Source organism: Pedobacter humicola (assembly GCF_056490705.1).
The window spans coordinates 574,045-594,963 of sequence record NZ_JBWJIG010000002.1; the positions used below are offsets into that span (position 1 = coordinate 574,045).

At 41.3% G+C, this 20,919-nt stretch carries 18 protein-coding genes; 9 read left to right on the top strand and 9 right to left on the bottom strand.

Annotated features, from left to right (window positions below):
* Positions 1 to 234 precede the first annotated feature (234 nt).
* On the top strand, positions 235 to 723 hold the full coding sequence (gene msrA, locus AC04Q1_RS05905) for a peptide-methionine (S)-S-oxide reductase MsrA (protein ID WP_478362745.1): 489 nt from the start codon (positions 235 to 237) through the stop codon (positions 721 to 723).
* Between the two features lie 117 nt (positions 724 to 840).
* Here the strand turns inward: msrA and AC04Q1_RS05910 are convergent, their stop codons facing one another.
* The 3 genes from AC04Q1_RS05910 to AC04Q1_RS05920 are packed head-to-tail and all read right to left on the bottom strand — an operon-like array spanning position 841 to position 5,004.
* Positions 841 to 3,282, bottom strand: a complete 2,442-nt coding sequence (locus AC04Q1_RS05910) for a bifunctional YncE family protein/alkaline phosphatase family protein (protein WP_478362747.1) — start codon at positions 3,280 to 3,282, stop codon at positions 841 to 843.
* 21 nt (positions 3,283 to 3,303) lie between these two features.
* A complete protein-coding gene (locus AC04Q1_RS05915; protein WP_478362749.1) occupies positions 3,304 to 4,143 on the bottom strand; it encodes a hypothetical protein in 840 nt (279 codons plus the stop codon).
* An 18-nt stretch (positions 4,144 to 4,161) separates the two neighbouring features.
* Entirely contained in the window at positions 4,162 to 5,004 is an 843-nt protein-coding gene (locus AC04Q1_RS05920) for a metallophosphoesterase family protein (RefSeq protein WP_478362751.1), read from the bottom strand.
* 199 nt (positions 5,005 to 5,203) lie between these two features.
* Between AC04Q1_RS05920 and AC04Q1_RS05925 the strand changes: the two genes are divergently transcribed.
* Both AC04Q1_RS05925 and AC04Q1_RS05930 read left to right on the top strand, forming a co-directional pair.
* Positions 5,204 to 5,647, top strand: coding sequence for a hypothetical protein (locus AC04Q1_RS05925; protein WP_478362753.1), 444 nt, complete (start codon positions 5,204 to 5,206; stop codon positions 5,645 to 5,647).
* 1 nt (position 5,648) lies between these two features.
* On the top strand, positions 5,649 to 6,971 hold the full coding sequence (locus AC04Q1_RS05930; protein WP_478362755.1) for a peptidoglycan DD-metalloendopeptidase family protein: 1,323 nt from the start codon (positions 5,649 to 5,651) through the stop codon (positions 6,969 to 6,971).
* Positions 6,972 to 7,092: 121 nt separating this feature from the next.
* Here the strand turns inward: AC04Q1_RS05930 and AC04Q1_RS05935 are convergent, their stop codons facing one another.
* Both AC04Q1_RS05935 and uvrA read right to left on the bottom strand, forming a co-directional pair.
* A complete protein-coding gene (locus AC04Q1_RS05935) occupies positions 7,093 to 7,746 on the bottom strand; it encodes a LysE family transporter (RefSeq protein WP_316847835.1) in 654 nt (217 codons plus the stop codon).
* Positions 7,747 to 7,754: 8 nt separating this feature from the next.
* Entirely contained in the window at positions 7,755 to 10,568 is a 2,814-nt protein-coding gene (uvrA, locus tag AC04Q1_RS05940) for an excinuclease ABC subunit UvrA (RefSeq protein WP_478362757.1), read from the bottom strand.
* Between the two features lie 258 nt (positions 10,569 to 10,826).
* Here uvrA and AC04Q1_RS05945 point away from each other — a divergent pair, with 258 nt between their 5' ends.
* From AC04Q1_RS05945 to AC04Q1_RS05955, 3 genes are all read left to right on the top strand, one after another.
* A complete protein-coding gene (locus tag AC04Q1_RS05945) occupies positions 10,827 to 11,411 on the top strand; it encodes an RNA polymerase sigma factor (RefSeq protein WP_184465176.1) in 585 nt (194 codons plus the stop codon).
* An 88-nt stretch (positions 11,412 to 11,499) separates the two neighbouring features.
* Positions 11,500 to 11,694, top strand: a complete 195-nt coding sequence (locus AC04Q1_RS05950; protein ID WP_108199343.1) for a hypothetical protein — start codon at positions 11,500 to 11,502, stop codon at positions 11,692 to 11,694.
* Positions 11,695 to 12,011: 317 nt separating this feature from the next.
* Positions 12,012 to 13,205 (top strand): MFS transporter, encoded by a 1,194-nt coding sequence (locus tag AC04Q1_RS05955; RefSeq protein ID WP_478362759.1) that lies wholly within the window; start codon positions 12,012 to 12,014, stop codon positions 13,203 to 13,205.
* Between the two features lies 1 nt (position 13,206).
* Here AC04Q1_RS05955 and AC04Q1_RS05960 read toward each other — a convergent pair whose 3' ends face one another.
* Positions 13,207 to 13,896 (bottom strand): LA_2272 family surface repeat-containing protein, encoded by a 690-nt coding sequence (locus AC04Q1_RS05960; RefSeq protein ID WP_478362761.1) that lies wholly within the window; start codon positions 13,894 to 13,896, stop codon positions 13,207 to 13,209.
* 204 nt (positions 13,897 to 14,100) lie between these two features.
* Here AC04Q1_RS05960 and AC04Q1_RS05965 point away from each other — a divergent pair, with 204 nt between their 5' ends.
* The 3 genes from AC04Q1_RS05965 (at position 14,101) to recA (ending at position 17,020) form a co-directional block, all read left to right on the top strand.
* Positions 14,101 to 15,054 (top strand): hypothetical protein, encoded by a 954-nt coding sequence (locus AC04Q1_RS05965; RefSeq protein ID WP_478362763.1) that lies wholly within the window; start codon positions 14,101 to 14,103, stop codon positions 15,052 to 15,054.
* A 150-nt stretch (positions 15,055 to 15,204) separates the two neighbouring features.
* The gene (gene nth / locus AC04Q1_RS05970) at positions 15,205 to 15,870 is read left to right on the top strand and encodes an endonuclease III (protein ID WP_478362765.1); all 666 of its coding nucleotides are present in this window, start codon (positions 15,205 to 15,207) and stop codon (positions 15,868 to 15,870) included.
* 136 nt (positions 15,871 to 16,006) lie between these two features.
* Positions 16,007 to 17,020 carry a recombinase RecA gene (gene recA, locus AC04Q1_RS05975; RefSeq protein WP_055912009.1) on the top strand — a complete coding sequence of 338 codons (1,014 nt, stop codon included), beginning with the start codon at positions 16,007 to 16,009 and terminating at the stop codon, positions 17,018 to 17,020.
* Between the two features lie 99 nt (positions 17,021 to 17,119).
* On the opposite strand, the gene AC04Q1_RS05980 is transcribed toward recA, so the two are convergent.
* The 3 genes from AC04Q1_RS05980 to tsaD form a co-directional block, all read right to left on the bottom strand.
* On the bottom strand, positions 17,120 to 19,474 hold the full coding sequence (locus AC04Q1_RS05980; protein ID WP_478362768.1) for a TonB-dependent receptor: 2,355 nt from the start codon (positions 19,472 to 19,474) through the stop codon (positions 17,120 to 17,122).
* A gap of 80 nt (positions 19,475 to 19,554) precedes the next feature.
* Positions 19,555 to 19,752: a hypothetical protein gene (locus AC04Q1_RS05985; RefSeq protein WP_478362770.1), complete on the bottom strand. Its 198-nt coding sequence runs from the start codon at positions 19,750 to 19,752 to the stop codon at positions 19,555 to 19,557.
* A 129-nt stretch (positions 19,753 to 19,881) separates the two neighbouring features.
* On the bottom strand, positions 19,882 to 20,883 hold the full coding sequence (tsaD, locus tag AC04Q1_RS05990) for a tRNA (adenosine(37)-N6)-threonylcarbamoyltransferase complex transferase subunit TsaD (RefSeq protein ID WP_478362771.1): 1,002 nt from the start codon (positions 20,881 to 20,883) through the stop codon (positions 19,882 to 19,884).
* Positions 20,884 to 20,919 lie beyond the last annotated feature (36 nt).

Sequence of the window (20,919 nt, forward strand, 5' to 3'; positions counted from 1 at the left end):
GGGTACTTTGGCGCCCAAAATGCGCCAGCATTCTTGAGCACCACAAAAAACAACATAAACTGCGAAAAACTACCATGCCTCCGCGGCATAGAGCGGAAAAAGCAATATTACCCATTTATGCTAACGGTAATAATCTCTACAATCAATAAAATCATACAACTATACAGCTTCCTTCTTTACTTTCCTTTTACACATCTTCGCCGTATCTTTATGTAATCAAAAAAGGAAAGATATATGAATACTGAAAAAGCCATTCTTGCAGGCGGCTGCTTTTGGGGGGTAGAAGAACTGCTCCGTCATTACCCTGGTGTTACCTCTACCGTGGTAGGTTATACCGGTGGTGATGTTCCCAATGCCACTTACCGGAACCATGGCACACATGCCGAAGCCATTGAAGTTACCTTTGATCCAACTGTTTTAAGCTACCGTAAATTATTAGAATATTTCTTCCAGATCCACGATCCGAGCACACGCAACAGACAAGGAAACGATGTAGGAACTTCTTACCGCTCCGCCATTTTCTTCAATAGCGAAGAACAGGAAAAAACTGCGAAAGCATTAATAACCGAATTGGATGCTTCGGGCAAATGGCCAGGCAAAATTGTAACGGAGGTTGTTCCGGAAACTGATTTCTGGAACGCTGAAGAAGAACACCAGGATTATTTACAGAAAAACCCTTATGGTTATACCTGTCACTTCGAAAGACCAGACTGGAAATTGTAGGCAATAAATCGTCATTATACAAATGGCCTGTGAGGACACAGGCCATGGACCAAATAGCAAGAGGCAATTTTCTAAATGAAAATTGCCTCTTGCTTATAGGGAAATTATGACCGACTACTAATCATCATCATCCTTTTTCTTTTTCTCCAATATCACAAATGCACTCCGCTTTGGTGCCGGCATTACCGATTGCTCGCCCTTAACCGACTTCCATACCACTTCATTTAAATCCAAATCGGGTGCCGAATCTTCTTTGGCAAAATTGAACATTTCAGAGCGTTTACTGCTTTCGTTAACCGCTACATTCCTGGTATCCAGATCAATCAGCGGTTGTGACACGGTATAAGGTGTAAAGTCAGGTATAGCGGTAAAACATTCGTAAAGCGGCATTGCGGCAGCATCATACTGGCTCATTGGTGGCAGGCCCAAAATAAGCTCCATGGTCCGTAGAAAGCCCGAAGTAGAGTACATTGTATGTACAGGTGTATTTCTTTTAACATAAGGACCAACCACATAAGCCGGCGAACGGTGCGCATCCACATGATCGGGTCCATTCTGGGCATCATCTTCCAATATAAAAACCACCGACTCTTTCCAGATCTTACTGTGCGACAGATGTTCCAGAATGCGGCCTACTGCCAAATCGTTATCGGCAACTGCGGCCTGTGGAGAGTATTTTCCTTTCTTTTGCCCGCTGGTATGATCATTCGAAATCCTCAAGGTATTAAACTGTGGTACCACACCGGCCACCAACAGCGAATCGAAATCGTGCTGCCAGGCATCTACCCGCACCTGATCTTTAATATCCATATCAAAGCCCGGCGAAGCGGCACACATATGGCCTTGCAGCGATTTAATATTCGCCTTGCCATAATCGCCAAACTCACCATAACTGCGGTAGCTCACCCCTGCCCTTTGGCAGTAATCCCAGATAAAACCGCCTTTTGGATAGGTAACAGGCCTGCCTCCTTCAAAGGTTGTGCTCCCGCCCCGTGCACCATAGCTTGTTGGCCAGGTTTTTTCTACCACATCGGTGGCGTAAGCCGCCATGCTCCAGTTGTGCCCATCGGCACTCACCTCAGCATCAACATAAAAGTTATCGAGCAACACATAATTATCGGCAAAAGCATGTTGGTTAGGCGTAATCTTTTTACCAAACAGGGTCAAAGTAGAATCGCCGTTTCCTTTTGGCATATCGCCAAGTACCTGATCGTAGGTCCGGTTTTCTTTGATGATATAAAAAACATGTTTAATCGGTGATTTTTCGCCTTGTTTGCGTGGAATAGGATTGCCATTCTCGCCATCGGCAGTAACCGTACGCTTATCGGTAAAAGGTGTATTGGCATACACCTGTTTGGTATATATTTTTAACTGCTCAGGCTTTGGGGAATCAATAAATGATAAGGTACCTTTAAACAAACCGGCAATATACTGTAACCTGCTGTTGGCCGTACTGCCCATGTGGTAACCACTATTATCTACTTTAGAAATGGGTTGTGGACCCTGGGGGTTGGCCATAGAAGTGTTGCCCTTACCATTGGTCACCAAAATTTTAGCGCCCAGCACCTTAACACTTGTTGGGTACCAGCCTACCGGAATAAAACCCTGACTCTGGCTAACCCCAGGCCTGCTTACATCAAAAACAGCCAGACAATTGTTATCTGCATTGGCAATGTATAACGTTTTCTCATTGCTGCTCAAAGCCAAACCGTTGGTCGTCGAACCCGTTAACTGCGTAGCATAAAGTGTGGTGGCAATGGTTTCGATTACTTTATTGTTCAAAGTATTAATTACCGAAACCGTATTATCGTTGGCATTGGCTACAAAGAGGATATTCCCTTTTTTATTGAGTAAAAGCTCGTTCGGGTGATCACCTACCGGAATCAGTTTTGAGATGCTTTCGGCAGCCAGATCGATCACCGCAATAGATTTACCTCCCCAGAGCGATACAAAGAGTTTGCTTTCATCTGTTGACAGAACACAGCTATAAGCGATTGCCGGAAGCTGGATTTTTTTCAGGATCTGCTTTTCAACAGGGTTGATAATGTATAAACTGCTGTCCTCCTTAGTTACAGTATAAAGTTTAGTATTGTTTTTATTGACCACAATACCTGCCGGACTGATTTTTCCCTTTGGCCAGATCGGACCCAGTTTAATCGTATCGCTTTTAACCAGTTTGTCGTTCTGGATATTAAAATCCAAAATCCAGTTATCATTACCCCCTGAAGCATAAAGGTGTTTTTCATCTTTACTAAAAGCAATACCGTACCATGATTTGCTCAGCACTTTCTCATCGATAATCTTTTCTGTTTTAGCATCAATCAATTGCAAAGACTGCGTGCTCTGACCGTTGTTGGTAATCGCAAGGTATTTACCCGAACTGCTTAGTTGCATATTTAAAGGCAGATCGCCCAATTGCAGGGAATGTCCCGCCGGACTCAGTTTCCATCCATTTGGCAATAAAATCTGCTGGGTGCTTTCATTTTTGCCCGGCCATTGTGCAAATCCCTTCTGGATAAAAAGAAAACACAACAGGATTAATATATATGATTTTTTCATGTTCTAAATTGAAGATAAAGATTAACGGTGAAGATTAAAGTTAACCAGGGCCCTGATGGTATAACCGTTACCCGAGGCTACCGAACCGATTTCGCGAATGGCCTCTGATGGGATCACCTGACTGCGCGTGGCATAAAAAACAGGTCCGCCAGAAATGGAGAACGAAAGTTTCGAATGGTTTGGCTCCAGATTAATGGATGGACCGATCATTACCTTTGCTCCGCCTTCAGCTTCATCTTTTTCCCACAGGCCTTCTAAATCCTGCCCCAATGCTTCAAAGCCTAAGTAAAAAACGTTAGAAATACGGTGCTGATAACCAAAACTGGTAATAAAATCAAGCTTGTCCCTTGTTTTATCAAAAGCTTTTTCGAAACGTAGATTGCCCGCCATTCTCCAGTTTGTCCGGTCAAACGCAGCCGTAATACGGCTGATCGCCGAACCCGTGTTCGACCAGTCCCTGCTTAATCCCAAGCCAGCGCCCAACCGAAAACCTGCAATGCCTTTACCACCCACTAAATCCCTGATAACTTCGGCCTGTTCGGCAGAGGTAACCCCACCTGAATTGGCAAAGCCGATCGCAGCTGTTGCGTATAACGTAAACCGACTGCCCAGATATCCTTTAACACCAAACTGCTGTCCTAAACCGTCATACCCGAACTGACCATTGGTTCTTTCGCCATAACTACCGGAATAATGGATATTCCAGCGCGGGTTTTCCGCCGTTAGCGTGTTCAAAGAAAACAAAAAGGGTTGCGCAGCGTCTGTCCCCATCTTAACATCTAATTGACCTTCCGTTATCTTTTGGGCAGAACAATTCAGTGCAATACCTGCAAAAGTGATTGCTAATAGTATCTTTTTCATCTTAGTTTAATATATCAGTTAAAATTTCGTTTCATTCAACAGCGGCGACCCGCTTGCATTCACCTGGAAGGTCTTGATCTTATCATTTTCATCCACTTCTACTATCCGGTAACCTTTATAGGCCGTACCCCAGTTCCCGCCAATGTGGGCATCAAAAAAATGTGGCAGTTTATCGGTATAAAAAACAGCATCCAGACTATGGTCGTGTCCATGGAATACCGCCTTTACATTCGTATAACTGTGCAATAATTTAATCGTATCCGGACATTCTACAAATGGGCTTTCGGGCGCCCAGAAATGAGGCGGGATATGCAGTACCACGAAAACCGTTTTCAGGTCTTTAAACTTATCAAGCTCCTGTTTTAAAAAATCGTTGTTTGGGCACAGGTAAGTCCCTTTGGTATCGGAGGTATTGGCCAATACAAAACCCACCCCGTTTTTTTCAAAAGAGAAATTGTCTTCATAACCGAAAACCGATTTCCAGATCTTCGCATCTGCATGGTCGTGGTTACCCGGAATGGCATAAAAAGGAACTTTAAGTTTATCGTAATAGTCTTTTTTAACCTCTGGCAATAAATCAGGGCGGTCGTGTACCAGATCACCATTGATGATCACAAAATTGAGCGGATTTTTATCATGTGATTCGTTTAGCCACTTTACAATATTTTCGTGGTTTTGCTTGTATTCCGTTCCCGGCTGACCATAGTGCCCATCGGATGCGATAGCGAAACGCAGTTTAGGTGTTTTGCCCGATATGGCAGGTGAGGGGTGCTCTTCGGCAAATGAAGAAAGAACCGGTGACATACTGGCCACTACAGCGGCAGCCAAACTATTTTTCAGGAAAAATCGTCTGTTAGACATAAGGATAAAATATGTTTTGTATCAAAGCCCAATATTAGCTTGGTTAGGCTTCCTAAACATAAATTTAATGTTATGATTAGGTTAACAGAACGCTAATTGTGTATCAATTTTATAACAGAAAACTACTGTAGGCAAAGCTACTCCTGGCTTATTTCCTTTGGCTTTAAAACAATTCAACCTTAACCGTGATTATCTTATTATGAAACTACTCAAATCATTACTCGCGGGTTTTACTGGCGCCATGGCCCTAAATATATTGCATGAAAGTGTTAGGCGGCTAGATCCTGATGCGCCAAGGATTGATCTTTTGGGCGAACAGGCGCTATCGAAATCAATAGAAAGCTTAAATTTGGAAGCGCCCGAGGGCAACAACCTTTACCTCGCTACCCTTGCTGGCGATCTGGTAAGTAATGGACTGTATTATAGCGCCATTGGTTTTGGAGGCAGCAAAAATATCTACTTAAAGGGTGCCCTTGCCGGCCTCACCGCCGGCTTTGGCGCAATAAGTATTCCCGATAAAATAGGACTGGATGATGCTCCCGTTACTAAAACGGACAAAACAAAAATATTAACGGTAACCTGGTATCTCATAGGGGGGCTGGTAACCGCAGCCGTATTCAATCGTTTAAAGAAGACATCATGATATGAAAACATACCGGTCATTACTATGCCTTTTTACTATTGGCCTGGCCATAAGTTTAACCTCCTGCAAAACAGGCTCTGTAAATCTTTTTAAGGCAGCTAGTCCGCACGAGCAATATCAAAAGAAATTAACAAATACTGGATTAGATCAGACGGCGATGGGTTCGGCATGGTTAAATGCTGCTGCGTTAAGTCTTCAAAAAGCATTAACTATCCCTATTCCCTACAAGGAAACTGGTTATTTTGCCGCGGATAAAATTCCGGCGACCGCTTATAAATTCAATGCTATAAAGGGGCAAGAGTTAAATATAAAACTGAATAAAAAGCCTTCGGCAGGCGCAATGATTTACATCGATATTTGGTATAGCAATGATCAAAGTCCAAAATTGATTGCTTCGGCCGATACCTTAAATAGTCCTGTATCTTTCGACATTGATGAAACAGGCAGCTATTTGATCAGACTTCAACCAGAACTGTTACAGAATGTAGCGTACGACCTGGAAATCACCGCTGGTCCCTCTCTTGCTTTCCCTATAAAATCAAAAAATACCAACAGTATAAAAAGTTATTGGGGAGACGGGCGGGATAATGATGCCAGAAAACATGAAGGCGTTGATATTTTTGGGAGCTTCAGAATGCCTGTACTGGCCACCTCCTCAGGAACGATAACACGTGTAAATGAAAATAATCTGGGCGGAAAAGTAGTTTGGATGCGTCCAAAGGGTAAAGATTATACAGTATATTATGCCCATTTAGACGAGCAAATCGCAGTAGAAGGGCAGGAAGTTAACCTTGGCGATACCTTGGGCCTGATGGGAAATACCGGCAACGCGCGTACTACGCCTACACATCTACATTTCGGCATTTATACCAGCAGTGGAGCTGTAAATCCGCTACCTTTTATTGACCCGATAACTAAAATACCTGGCAACATTAACCTTTCCGCGACGAAACTAAATCAAACATTAAGGACCTCATCTGCCACTAAAATGCGCTCATCGCCACAAAGTGATGGGGATGTTTTAATCCAACTAAATGCAGGTACAATTGTGGAGGCTAATGCCGCGACCGGAAATTATTATAAAGCAGAGCTGCCGAACGGGCAAATTGGCTTTATTGCTGGCAACAGCCTGATCAGTGCATCTGAACCAATGAAAAAGATAAAAATAAATGTACTTCAGCAAAAAGTATACAACAAACCTGATAGTTTAGCGGCAATTAAAACAAACTTACAGCCAGGACAAATCGTAAACCTGTTGGGTACTTTTGGAAGGTATCAATTTATCGCCAATCCCGGCAAGGAAACCGGCTGGATTATTAAATAAGAGATTCGCAATAACTATTCCTCGGTCTGTATCCTCACAGAACAAAAAACTATAATCTTGCAAGAAAAATCTGCGGAGAAAAAAACAAAAGGTCTGTGGAGACACAGACCTCGAATAGGATTTATAGAATCACGATCGCCTGCTTGATGACCAGATAAGCTGCCAAAGCAAACAGAAATATCGCGATTGATTTATTGATGATCAAACTGCTGAGTGCAAACTTTTCCTGGATATAAGTCGCAAAATGCGCATACACATAAAGTGCCAGCGAAGACCCTACTCCAGACCCTAAACTAAAAATAACTAAGGACAGGTAATCGGTTTCGATCCATTGGTGTAAAATCACATAGTTGCCAAAAAACAACCAGAACGGAATCTGAACAGGATTTAAAACGCCTAAAATCAGTCCGTACAAAACGCTTCCACTGCGTTTATCTTCTTTTTTATTGCTCGTTTTAGGTGCTTTTTTCCGGTTTCTCCAGGTAATGGTTCCCATCACCAGGAACATCACAATCATAAAACAATCAACCAAAGTGCTTAAGCGCACTTCACTAACCGCTTCGTTCGGGTTGATATCACTCATGGCCCATCTCGCAAAGCGCATCATCCCGAAGGTGAAAAACACTTCTACACAAGAGAAGGAAAGGATAAAATACCAAACCTGCCGCATACCCTTATTAATGGCGAGCTGCGCAACCGTGAGGTTGATGTTGCCCGGAGGGATATAACCCATGGCATTGAGAATGATGCCGATGAAAAACGTTAGAAAAAGCATTGCCGAAATTATGGATTTAAATTTAAATGCGATGCTAAATATTTTCCGGTATACGAATTTTCCACCTTGGCCAGGTCTTCCGGTATACCTTCAAACACTAAATTCCCTCCGCCATCACCACCTTCAGGGCCGATATCGATTACCCAGTCGGCACATTTGATCATGTCCATGTTGTGTTCGATTACCAAAATGGTATTGCCCTGTTCAATTAAGGTATTCAGTGCTTTTAACAGTTTTTTAATATCGTGAAAGTGTAAACCAGTGGTCGGCTCATCAAAAATAAAGAGGGTTTTATTGGCGTTATTGCCCTTAATCAGGAACGAAGCCAATTTAATACGCTGCGCCTCGCCACCTGATAAAGTATTGGAAGATTGGCCTAAATGCACATAACCTAAACCAACATCAACCAAAGGATTTAATTTATTGAGGATCTTTTGCTCATCTTTAAAAAATTCTACCGCTTCCTCAATGGTCATATCCAGAATTTCGGATACGTTCTTTTCTTTATAGGTAACATCTAAAACCTGCTGTTTAAAACGTTTTCCGTTACAGGCTTCACAAGGCAGATAAATATCGGCCATAAACTGCATTTCGATCTTCACCTCGCCTTCACCCTGACAAACATCGCAACGGCCACCCTCTACGTTAAAAGAAAAAGCTGCTGGTTTTAATCCCGCGGCCTTTGCCGAGGCGAGGCCAGAAAACAGGGCACGGATATCGTCCCATGCCTTAACATAGGTAACCGGATTAGAACGGCTCGAGCGGCCAATTGGATTCTGGTCGACCATTTCTACGGCACTTACCAAATCGTAGTTGCCGAAAATGCCATCATAAGCACCCGTCTGCTCGCCAGCATAATTTCCGATTGCTTTTTGTAATGCCGGATACAAGATTTTTTTAACCAAACTGGTTTTACCCGATCCGGACACCCCGCTCACCGCAGTAAAAACACCCAATGGAAATTTCACATCAATATGCTGAAGATTATTTTCCCTGGCCCCTTTGATCAGGATATGGTCTTTCCATTTGCGGCGTTTGTCCGGAATGGCAATTTTTTCTATACCTGCCAGGTAACGGCCGGTTAAACTGTCCTTATCTTTTAAAATCTCTTCGTAATTGCCGCTAAAAACCAGGTTACCACCATGAGTACCGGCTTCAGGACCGATATCGATAATATAATCGGCCGCACGCATCATTTCTTCCTCGTGCTCTACTACGATAACGGTATTGCCCACATTACGGAGGGAAATCAATACTTCTATCAATTTGTTGGTATCGCGTGGGTGCAGACCGATACTCGGTTCGTCCAGCACATAAATAGAGCCCACCAAACTACTCCCCAGCGAAGTAGCGAGGTTAATCCTTTGTGATTCTCCACCCGATAAGGTATTCGATAAACGGTTCAGGGTAAGGTATCCTAAACCCACATTATTTAAATAAAGGAAACGGTTATCAATTTCGGCCAGTAAACGCTTGGCGATTTTGGTATCATTGGCATTTAACTTCAGCTCGTTAAAGAAAACCAAAGCTTTTGATAAAGGCATCAACACTACATCAATGATCGATTTTTCTGCAATCTTTACATAAGAAGCGTCTTTGCGCAAACGCGAACCTTTACAATCGGGGCAGGTGGTTTTTCCACGGTAGCGTGATAGCATTACCCGGTACTGGATTTTATAGGTCTGCTCCTCCAGCTCTTTAAAAAAAGCATCCAAACCTGCAAAATATTTATTGCCCGTCCAAAGTAACTGTTGTTCTTTTTCCGTTAAAGCACTGTACGAACGGTGGATCGGGAAGTCGAATTTCGGTGCAGCTTTAATAAAATTCTGCAGCCACACATTCATTTTTTCGCCACGCCAAGGGGCAATGGCATTATCATAAACACTTTTGCTCTTATCGGGAATAACCAGATCTTCATCAATACCAATAACGTTCCCATAACCTTCACAGCGTTTACAGGCACCATAAGGGTTGTTGAAGGAGAAAAAGTTTGGAGTAGGTTCTTCGAATTTGATGCCATCCAGTTCAAAACGATCGCTAAAATGTTTTGTCGTCCCCTGGGCTTCCACATAACAATCGCCCTTACCTTCGAAAAAAGCAGTCTGCGCCGAATCGGCCAGCCTACTCAAAGTTTCTTCCTCCTGGTTGGTTACAATACGGTCGATCAGGATCTGAACCGTTTTATCATCTGTTAATTCCGCATCTTTAAAATCAGCATCATCTAAAATAGTTTCTATCTTTTCTATTTTATCGTTAATCAACACCCTTAAAAATCCCTTTTGCAGTAAAATAGCCAGTTCTTCTTTAATTGTGCGGTTGTTGTGCGGGTACAGCGGACAAAAAATGGTTACCGTTGTATCTTCAGGCATGGCATTTACATAATCAACTACCGTGCTTACCGAATCCTTTTTCACTTCTTTGCCCGAAACAGGCGAAATGGTTTTACCGATGCGTGAGAAAAGTAATTTTAAGTAATCGTAAATTTCGGTCGATGTACCCACGGTAGACCGTGGATTGGAAGTAATTACCTTTTGTTCGATGGCAATTGCCGGAGCAATGCCTTTAATATAATCAACATCGGGTTTATTCATCCTGCCCATAAACTGACGGGCGTATGATGATAAACTTTCTACATATCGGCGTTGCCCTTCAGCATATAAAGTATCAAATGCAAGCGACGATTTGCCCGAACCAGACATACCCGTTACCACCACAAGCTTATTCTTTGGAATGGCAACATCGATATTTTTTAGGTTGTGCACCCGGGCACCTTTTATGATAATATTTTTATGCGGATCTTTTTCGGCCTCTTTTTTGCTCATGTATAGTAACGAATATAATGTATAACCCCAGAATGTGGTTAGGGTTTTAAGAACATACAAAAATAGGGTACTGAGGCGGTTAATTTATTTTTTAACATTTTATTTTTTGCTTTTTGATAAAAAAATAACTTTCTTTGGATATTAACAACCTCAAAACCAAACTAACACATTCAAAAAACATAGGAGAGCAGCTATAGAAATTAAACATCTACAAATTAATTTTTAGCAAATAGTACGGGATTTAGTGTAGGTAAACCTATGAATTTACAATCATATAATGATCAGGACCTGGTAAAGGTATATATTACCGGGAACGAGAATGGATTGCAGGAACTTTTAAGAAGACATAAAAGTAAAATTTATACCTCTATCTACTTATTGGTTAAGGACCAATATCTGGCTGAGGATATTTTTCAGGATGCTTTTATAAAAGTAATCAATACCCTGCGGTCGGGAAGATATAACGAAGAAGGTAAGTTTTTACCTTGGGTAATGCGCATTGCCCATAATTTGGTTATCGATTATTTCAGGAAAGAAAAAAGAACACCCATCATCACCAGTTCGGATGGAATGGATGTATTCAATATGCTACACTTTTATGATGAGAGCGCCGAGGATAAAATGCTTCGAGATCAGACCCATAAAGATTTAAAGGCAATGATCCATTTATTGCCTGACGAACAGAAAGAAGTGCTCCTGATGCGTCATTACGCTGATTTAAGCTTCAAGGAGATCGCTGATTTAACTGATGTAAGCATCAATACAGCACTGGGCCGTATGCGTTACGCCCTAAGTAATCTGCGTAAAATGCTTAAAACAAAGGAGATGACCTACAAAGGGTAGTAAAAATGTTACATAAATTTTTTTAGGGGTTGAAATAAAGCATCTGAACTATCGTTAAGTTTATAAAACTTATCACATTTAGTTGCTTATGACAAAAACCTCTACATCAAAAACAAATGTAAATTTACCTACACCTAACATGTTTCAGCCTAGAACTGATATTGAATCTGACGCAGAAATCGACTTATTTTATGATCAAATAAAAGGTAAGTTGGATAGACTGGCTAAAAATCCCCAAGATGAAACCATCAACAAGATTTTAGCTTACAGCCGCGCAAAGTAGTAGATTTTACACGAGCCAAAAAAGCTTGTTCCACAGGGTGGGGCAAGCTTTTTTTTATGGAAAATGGAATAGGTGAGATGGATGATGTAAGCCATTGGGTTGATAGCTAATAATCTTAACCACTCAGTCCATCAACCATTTAACCATTCACTATTGACTCATCTAATCCATCAGCCCCACCACAATTTAACAACAGATTCCCCATCATCCATCTTCCATTCTACATCATCCATCTGCTATAAATGGCCTAATTTTTACAATCCCCTAAAACAAAAAGCCTTACCTTTGCATAGTGTAAATTTAACACTAAGTACGCTATGAACAAGAACTTACTTCCACTCACTTTAGGCGGTTTAGGCATCGGAATAACAGAATTTGTAATGATGGGGCTATTGCCCGATATCTCAAAAGATTTAGCTGTAACCATCCCACAGGCCGGTCATTTAATTTCGGCTTATGCTTTGGGAGTAGTAATCGGCGCGCCTTTGCTGATTATGATTGCAGGTAAGTATCCACCAAAAATGATCCTGATTGCTTTGATGGTCATGTTCACGGTGTTTAATGCTTTCTCTGCATTTGCCCCTACTTTCAATACCTTATTTATTGCCCGGTTACTTTCTGGTTTACCTCACGGCGCCTTTTTCGGTGTAGGCTCGGTGGTGGCCAGCCGAATAGCGGAAAAAGGGAAAGCCGCACAGGCGGTATCGCTCATGTTTATGGGCTTAACCATTGCCAATATTGTTGGTGTTCCATTGGGGACGTTTATTGGCCACAACTTCTCCTGGCGGATTTCGTTCGCAGTAGTGGTATTTGTTGGTCTGGTTACCTTATTAAGCTTAAAATTATGGCTACCAGCTTTAGAAGCGACTAAAAACCGTGACTTAAAAGCAGAATTAAGTTTCTTTAAAAAGAGGGAAGCCTGGATTATCATCTTTATGATTTCTATCGGAACAGGGGGTTTATTTACCTGGTACAGCTACATCGCTCCGCTGATGACAGATGTTGCTGGTTTTTCGCCAAATGCAGTTACCTATATATTAATGTTGGCGGGCATCGGTATGCTTTGTGGCAATTATATTGGTGGGATACTTGCTGATAAATTTTCGCCGGCAAAAGCATCTGCAGCTTTATTATTAACCATGGTGATTACTCTGCTCATTGTACACTTTGTGTCGGCTAGTCAGCCATTGGCTTTAATTATGACTTTTGTTACCGGCGCAGTGTCTTTTGCCCTGGCAGCACCAATCCAGATGTTGATGATCCAGAGTGCCAAAGGTTCCGAAATGTTGGCGGCATCTGCCAGTCAGGCGAGTTTTAATATAGGCAATGCTTTGGGTGCTTTCTTTGGCGGACTTCCGCTCGTTTATGGTTTCGATTATACTTCGCCGGCTTATGTTGGCGCGGCAATGGCTTTGGTTGGTGCTTTCTTTGCGTTCTGGCTGATTAAGCGCAATAGCTCAAAACCAGCCATTGAAGCACAAGGAAAAGAGAAATACGTAGTCATGCATTAAATTAACTTTTGAAGTTCCAGTTCATCAATGGCATTTTTCTTTTTTGATTAACATTCCAAAGTCCAAACTGCAAACCCTTTAAATTTTTGCTTTTGTTAAATAACCCAACCTGAATGCCCCGGGATTTTATAGCATGGTTACCAAGCACAGACACTTGAATACCCTTAAAATCAATAGCATCATTACTGAGGCCCAATTGCATTCCATTCCCTTTATGCACATCATTAAACATAGAAAGTTGCAGGCCATTGTGTTTTTCTGCGATGAGCCCGATAATAGAAATAGAAATCCCATTTGTAGCATATAGATATTGTCCTATACCACCTATCGTGAGTCCATTAACGATACAGTCATCGCAAACGGTCCCTGAACCCGAAAGATTCAGCCCGTTGATCTTTTCTGTAAACTTTACTTCCCTTACCTTGACGAGGCTATCGCCCGAATCAATCGGACTACGTGGAGCAAGCGGTAACAATAACCCAATACCCACTAGCTCCAGCCGCAAACCATTGGTCAACACATTATTATGCTTTTCAGATAATCCGGTAAAAACCCCAAAGGAAACTCCGGTTATTTTTGCGTTTGCCTGATGGAACGTCGCTGCAGGAAAATGACTTTTCTTATCCTGGCCATAGCCTCTTGTATTTAATAAAAGAAGGGCTAGCATGATGGTTATAATTTGGTTTTTCATGATGTTGCGAATTAGTTTATAACCAAAGATCAACAGTTTAAAAAATTCAAATTATCTTTTAAAATTACCTCGTATATTGATACATCTTTATAAGTGACATATTTATAATAAATCTCTTTAAAGATTAATTACTAACAATATAGTAACCTAAAAATCTTTACTAGCGATATAAATATCATAACTTCAACTTATAAATTATTCTTTATGGCAAATCAGCAGGAGTTATTTTTCGAATCAATCAAATCAGCATTGCCCGAATATCAGAATCTGGCGCAGAGCATCGCTGAAGTTCTGGAAGTCAGCACCAATGAAGCTTACAAAAAAATAAGAGGTAACAGCATCCTTAGTCTTCAACAGATTATCAAACTCTCTGATAGTTTCAGGGTGCCTTTTATCTATAAGCCCGATCAGCTGCCTACCGTAACCTTTGATTACCTAAGCGTGGATCAGGAAATACCCAACATGTTACTGTATCTTCAGGATCTGCTCAAAAACCTGAAACAGATCCAAAACAGCAAATACAAACACATCACCATTACCACTGATGATATTCCACTGTTCCATTTTTTTAAATATCCCGAGCTCACCTGCTTCAAGTTATTTTTCTGGTCAGACAGTGTGATGAATACTGATGTAAAGTTCGACCCTAGCGCTTTTGCGGCAGAGATTATTGAGATCTCCAAAGAACTAAACCAGATTTACCTGGAGATCCCCTGTACTGAAATATGGTCGAAAGATACCGTTCATGGCACCATCGAACAGATCAGGTATGCTTTCGAAGCAGGTTATATCGCCAAAGAACTTGCGGAACTGATTATCGAACAAGTGCGGTACTGCCTCACCGATATGAATATGTATGCCATCAGCAGTAAAAAAACTATCGACCCGAACCACACCTTCAACTGGTACAACTGCGATGTATTGGGCAGTATTGCCTATTTAGTCGATTTTAAAGACCGCATGGCCTGCTATAACCGGTTTAATACTTTTAACTATTTAAGGACTGAAGACCAGACCTATTGCCAACAGACCAAACAATGGATGCAGGGATTGATCATGAAATCGGTTTCCTTTAGCGGTCAGGGTGAAAAGCATCGCAATAAGTACCTTTATAATGCTTTTGCAGAATGTGATAAACTATTGAGGGAAATGAGTTAGCCCTTAATCTGAAGTCGAGTGTAGTGTGTTAATCCATCCCAGCAATTTACCAATCAAATCATTATTTGGCAATCCAGAAACATCCTCCATTTTACCACAGCCATTGTACATCTTCCATGTTACATCTTCCATTTTTCCCTATCTTTGCACATGCTTAAAAAAGAACGCTACAAACTTTTTGTAGAACATTTTTCGGCCAAGCAGCCTGATGCGGAAACCGAGTTACATTACCATAATCCTTACCAGCTTTTAGTAGCCGTAATCCTTTCTGCACAATGCACAGATAAGAGGGTTAATATGGTTACCCCTGCCCTTTTTCAGCGTTTCCCGAATGCAAAAGCACTGGCCGAAGCTACCCCAGACATTGTTTTCGATTACATCAGAAGTATCAGTTATCCCAATAACAAGGCGAAACACCTGGTGGGTATGGCGAATATTCTCGTTAACGAATTTAATGACGTAGTTCCATCAGGAATAGACGATTTACAAAAAATGCCAGGTGTTGGCCGCAAAACCGCAAACGTAATTGCATCGGTCATTTACAATGCACCGGCCATGGCGGTTGATACCCATGTTTTCCGCGTGGCCAACCGTTTGGGTTTAACCAATGGCAAAACCCCTCTGGCTGTAGAAAAAGACTTGGTTAAACACCTGCCCGAACACGATATCCATATTGCCCACCACTGGCTTATCCTGCATGGCCGTTATGTTTGTGTGGCACGGAGTCCGAAATGTGATGTCTGCGAAATTACCTATATGTGCCGGTATTTTGAACGGCTAACCGCACAGAATGAAAGAAATAAGTTAAGGGCGTAGAAAAAATATTTTCATTTTACTATTGACATTAGCTAAAAAACTTTTACCTTAGCTAAATATATTAGCATTATAAATATCAACATTTGATCATATTAGCCGGGAATCGATTATATTTACGCAATCAATGAAAAAAGAAATGAGCACTGCAAATCCAGATAAATTAAAAGCCCTACAACTTACTTTAGATAAACTAGAGAAATCATACGGTAAAGGTACCATTATGAAACTTGGCGATACTGCCATTGAGCCAATAGATTTTATTTCTACAGGATCAATCAGTTTAGATATTGCATTAGGCATCGGGGGTATCCCAAAAGGCCGTGTAATTGAGATTTATGGTCCGGAATCCTCTGGTAAAACGACTTTAGCTACACACATTATTGCCGAGGCACAGAAAAAAGGCGGCATTGCAGCATTTATCGATGCAGAGCACGCTTTTGATCAGTTTTATGCAAAGAAATTAGGTGTAGATACGGATAACCTGTTGATCTCTCAGCCAGACAACGGCGAGCAGGCCTTAGAAATTGCCGATAACCTGATCCGCTCGGGCGCAATTGATGTAATTGTAATTGACTCTGTTGCCGCATTGGTTCCTAAAAGTGAGATCGAAGGCGAAATGGGCGACAGTAAAATGGGCTTACATGCCCGCTTAATGAGCCAGGCCTTACGTAAGTTAACCGGAACAATTTCTAAAACCGGATGTTGCTGTATTTTCATTAACCAGTTGCGTGATAAGATTGGCGTAATGTTCGGTAACCCTGAAACCACTACAGGTGGTAATGCCCTGAAATTTTATGCATCGGTACGTTTAGATATCCGCCGTATATCACAGATCAAAGATTCAGATGAAGTTTCTGGTAACCGTGTTAAAGTAAAAATCGTTAAGAATAAAGTAGCTCCGCCTTTCCGTATTGCAGAATTTGATGTGATGTTTGGTGAAGGTATTTCTAAAAATGGAGAAATTGTCGACTTAGGTGTTGACTTTGGCATCATCAAAAAAGCAGGATCATGGTACTCTTACGGAGACACCAAACTTGGTCAGGGTAGAGATGCCGTAAAACAATTGTTGAGCGATAACCCTGAACTGGCAGAAGAATTAGAAGTTAAAATTAAAGCCGAAGTAACCGGTGATAAATTAGCTGAGAAATAAGATATCTGTAAAGATCTATCTATAAAAAAAGAGCGTTCCGATGTAAAATCAGAACGCTCTTTTTTTGTTCAGGGCCTATTATTAATAACTAACCGAATATTAATAACTAACCGAAATGCCAAAGTTTACTGAAGTACCCCTTCCCTTTGAATAAAAACCTGGCTGCATAAACCACTGTGCCCTGGCAGGAAAATAATCCTGGTTAAAAATATTGTCGATCCCCAAGCTTAGCCTAGTATTCTTTTTCACCTGATAAATTCCGGCAAAACTAAATAAATGATAAGCCTTTACTGCACCTTCATTTCCGTTATATACACCGTTTACGTTTTTCTCAAACCGATTACGCGAATTGATACCGGTATAATTTAATGTTAAATCTAAAACCTTTAATGGACTGTAAGTTACAGAAGCCGTAACCTTTGGCGCAGAAATGCGACGGCCATTCAGGTAAAGATCTCCCTCATCGCTAAACTTTCCGTTCTTGTCGATATCACGCTTACCTTCGGTATAGCTATAACTTGCTGATAAACCCAGTTCATCCAATAAACGGTAATCGGCGGCCAGTTCAAAACCATAAATCTGTTCAGGACTTCTAGCCGTATTAAACAAACCTGTAGCAGGATCATAAACCACCTCAATACCCAATTTGGACGTACTAATGTAGCCCGAAGCAGAAAATGTCAATCCAGCAACCCTGCTTTCGAAACCAGCCTCATAATTATTAACTTTTACCGCATCGGTATTGATCTTATCAATGCTGTTCACTTTTGCATCACGTAAGGCCAAACCGATATCCATTACCGAAAAGCCCTGAGAGAAACTGACAAAAGGACTGAAAACATTAAAGCGGTTATACCTTAAACCCGCATTAAAAAGATAGGTACTATACTTCAGATTACCTCCGGTTACGTCAAAAGAAGGCGTAACAGTAGTATTGTTTGCACCAGTTGTTCTTAAAGTACGGTAATCGTCAACAGCAATATCTACGTTTTCGTAGCGCAAACCGGTTTTAAACACCAGGTTGTTTAAAATATTAAAATCTGCCTGGGCAAAGGGTGCTACATTGGTCATATACATTGTGGGTACCCATACCCTGCCGTCTACCAGTGGCTGTGCGGTTTTGTCTTTCATAAAATCGGCACCATAAGCAATCCTGGCTTTCAAGAAATCAAGGTTCAATACCGGTGTTTCCAAAAACAAGCGCGCGCCCTTTTTATCGTTTTTGGCGAGCGACTGCCCATCGCCACCATCAAAACGGCCTAAGGAAACATAAAAAACATCTTTACGGGTTTCGTAGTAGGCATCTACATTCAAACTTGAATGAAGGAAGGTGCTATCAATCTTATAGGAAAGATTTAAATTGTGGTTGTACTCAACTCCGGTAGGGATACCAAGCGGTTTGCCTAAAATACCTGTTGCTTTTTGTCCTGTTGCCAGATTACCGTTCACCAAAGTAAAGTCACTGTTCTGCAAACTGCTATAGGTATTGTACGTCAACTGGATGCGCTGATTTTTTGCAGGCACATAACCAAATTTGGCAAAAGCATTATAACTATCAGTCTCACCCAAACTGTAGTTCGGGCCTACAACATCGCCTTTTGCATCTTTATATTCACCGGTCTGCTCGTACATCCCGCTTACTACGTAATCGAAGTTCCCAAGTTTGCCATAAAACATCTGGTTAATCCGGCCACCTTCCGAATTTTTAACCTTCACCAGAGAACCGTTTAAATTGATCTGGGTTTTCCCGGCAAACCTTGCGGCAGTATCCGGAACCATGGTGATATAATTGACCAAACCACCGGCAGCACCGTTTCCATAAATTGCAGTTGCGCCCTTTACCACTTCTATGCGTTCCAATACTGAAGGGTCGATAGACCTTAAATCTACCTCTGCATTTCGGAGTGGCGAAGATTGTGAAACACCGTCGATCATCACCAACATGGGGCGCCCCCTTAAATTCTGACCAACATTATTACCTGTTTGGGCCGTTGGTGCAAAACCAGGCACCTGATTGGCGAGTATTGCACTCAAATCAGGGTTAATGGCAATTTCCTTTTCAAGCTTTTTCTTATTTACAATGCTAACTGAAGAGGTAACATTTCTAATGTCTTCTGGTTTTCTGGAAGTAGAAATCACAACATCATCGAGCGTATTGCTTAACGCTTCTAAGCCCACATTTATCGTCGTATCATTTTTAACCGATAAAACATTTTGAGAAAATGCTTTGTAACCTACAGCATTAACATTTAATGTGAATGAAACGCCGCTTTTGATGTACAGGGAATAATAACCTCTGCTATCTGTTTGGACCTTTTGTCCCAACAGAGAAACCGTTACATAAGGAATTTCACTTTTTTTGTCTTTAATATGCCCTTCAATCTTAACATTCTGTGCATGCACGCGAAGAAGACTAAATGATAAAACGGCAATGACTAGTATAATTTTTTTCATCTATCTTTAATTTGCCGCAAAGATAGAAATTCGCGCTTAAATAGATTAGATCTAAATAAGAATTACACTAAATATTCCAATTAATTCTGACTGAACACCGCGTTGAAATCTTTGGTTACATATACGATTACCAAAAGTGCCGCAATAACCAGTGCACCCAGAATGATTACCCCCCAGCTTCCTTTTAATTTATCCTTATCGTTTCTGATCAGCCAATATAAAACCCCGATCAGCGGTACCGCACAAACAATCCAAAATATTAACGATGCTCCAGTCATAAGTTTTTTTTTAATTTAAAAGTCTTTTTCCGAGGCCGGGTGTCCGAAATCGGAAGTTTAATTAGCCTTGCGTTTGGGGCTGGGCGTTTAGCTGCGATGAACTCATGATCAATGAACTAATCAACCAACCTAAAATTCCATCCGTGCCAATGGCGAAACATCCTGCCCAACAAAGTCCTGTTTCAAATATTTCTGATAACCTGCAATGGCAATCATGCCCGCATTATCGGTACAATACTGAAATGCAGGGATATAAATCTTCCAGCCCAACTCATCAGCAGCTTGCTGCAGCCCATTCCTTAAACCAGAGTTCGCCGAAACACCTCCGGCAATAGCTACCTCAGTAATGTGATACTGCTTTGCTGCTTTTTTTAGCTTATTCAGTAAAATCTGCACAATACTGTGCTGAACCGACGCGCAAATATCATCTAAATTTTCGGCAATAAAGTTAGGGTTCTCTTTTTCCTGTTTCCTGATAAAATACAGGATAGATGTCTTAAAACCACTAAAGCTAAAATTCAGATCGGCAATCTGTGGCTCAGCAAATTTAAAGGCCAAAGGATTTCCAAGCTTTGCATGTTTATCAATCAATGGTCCGCCCGGATAAGGCAATGCCAGGAGTTTAGCAGTTTTATCAAAAGCTTCACCAGCGGCATCGTCTAATGTTTCGCCTACAATTTCCATGTCGAAGTAATCCTTCACCAAAACAATCTGTGTATGCCCGCCCGAAACGGTAAGACATAAGAATGGAAAATTAGGCTTGGGATCATCAATAAAGTGCGCTAAGATGTGCGCGTGCATATGATTGACAGAAATTAAAGGTATATTTAAAGCCAATGCAAAAGATTTTGCAAAAGAAACACCAACCAGTAATGATCCTAAAAGACCAGGGCCTCGCGTAAAAGCGACCGCATTAATGTCCTGTTTTGTAACTTTAGCATCAATTAAAGCCTGTTGTACGGCAGGTACAATATTTTGTTGGTGTACCCTTGAAGCCAGTTCAGGAATAACACCACCATAATTTTGATGAATTGTTTGGTTTGCAATAACATTGGCAGTAATTTTGCCGTTGTTACAAATAGCAACTGATGTATCATCGCAAGAGGACTCGATAGCAAGTATAACAGACAAATTATTAATATTTAAGCTGCAAAATTATTAAAAAAC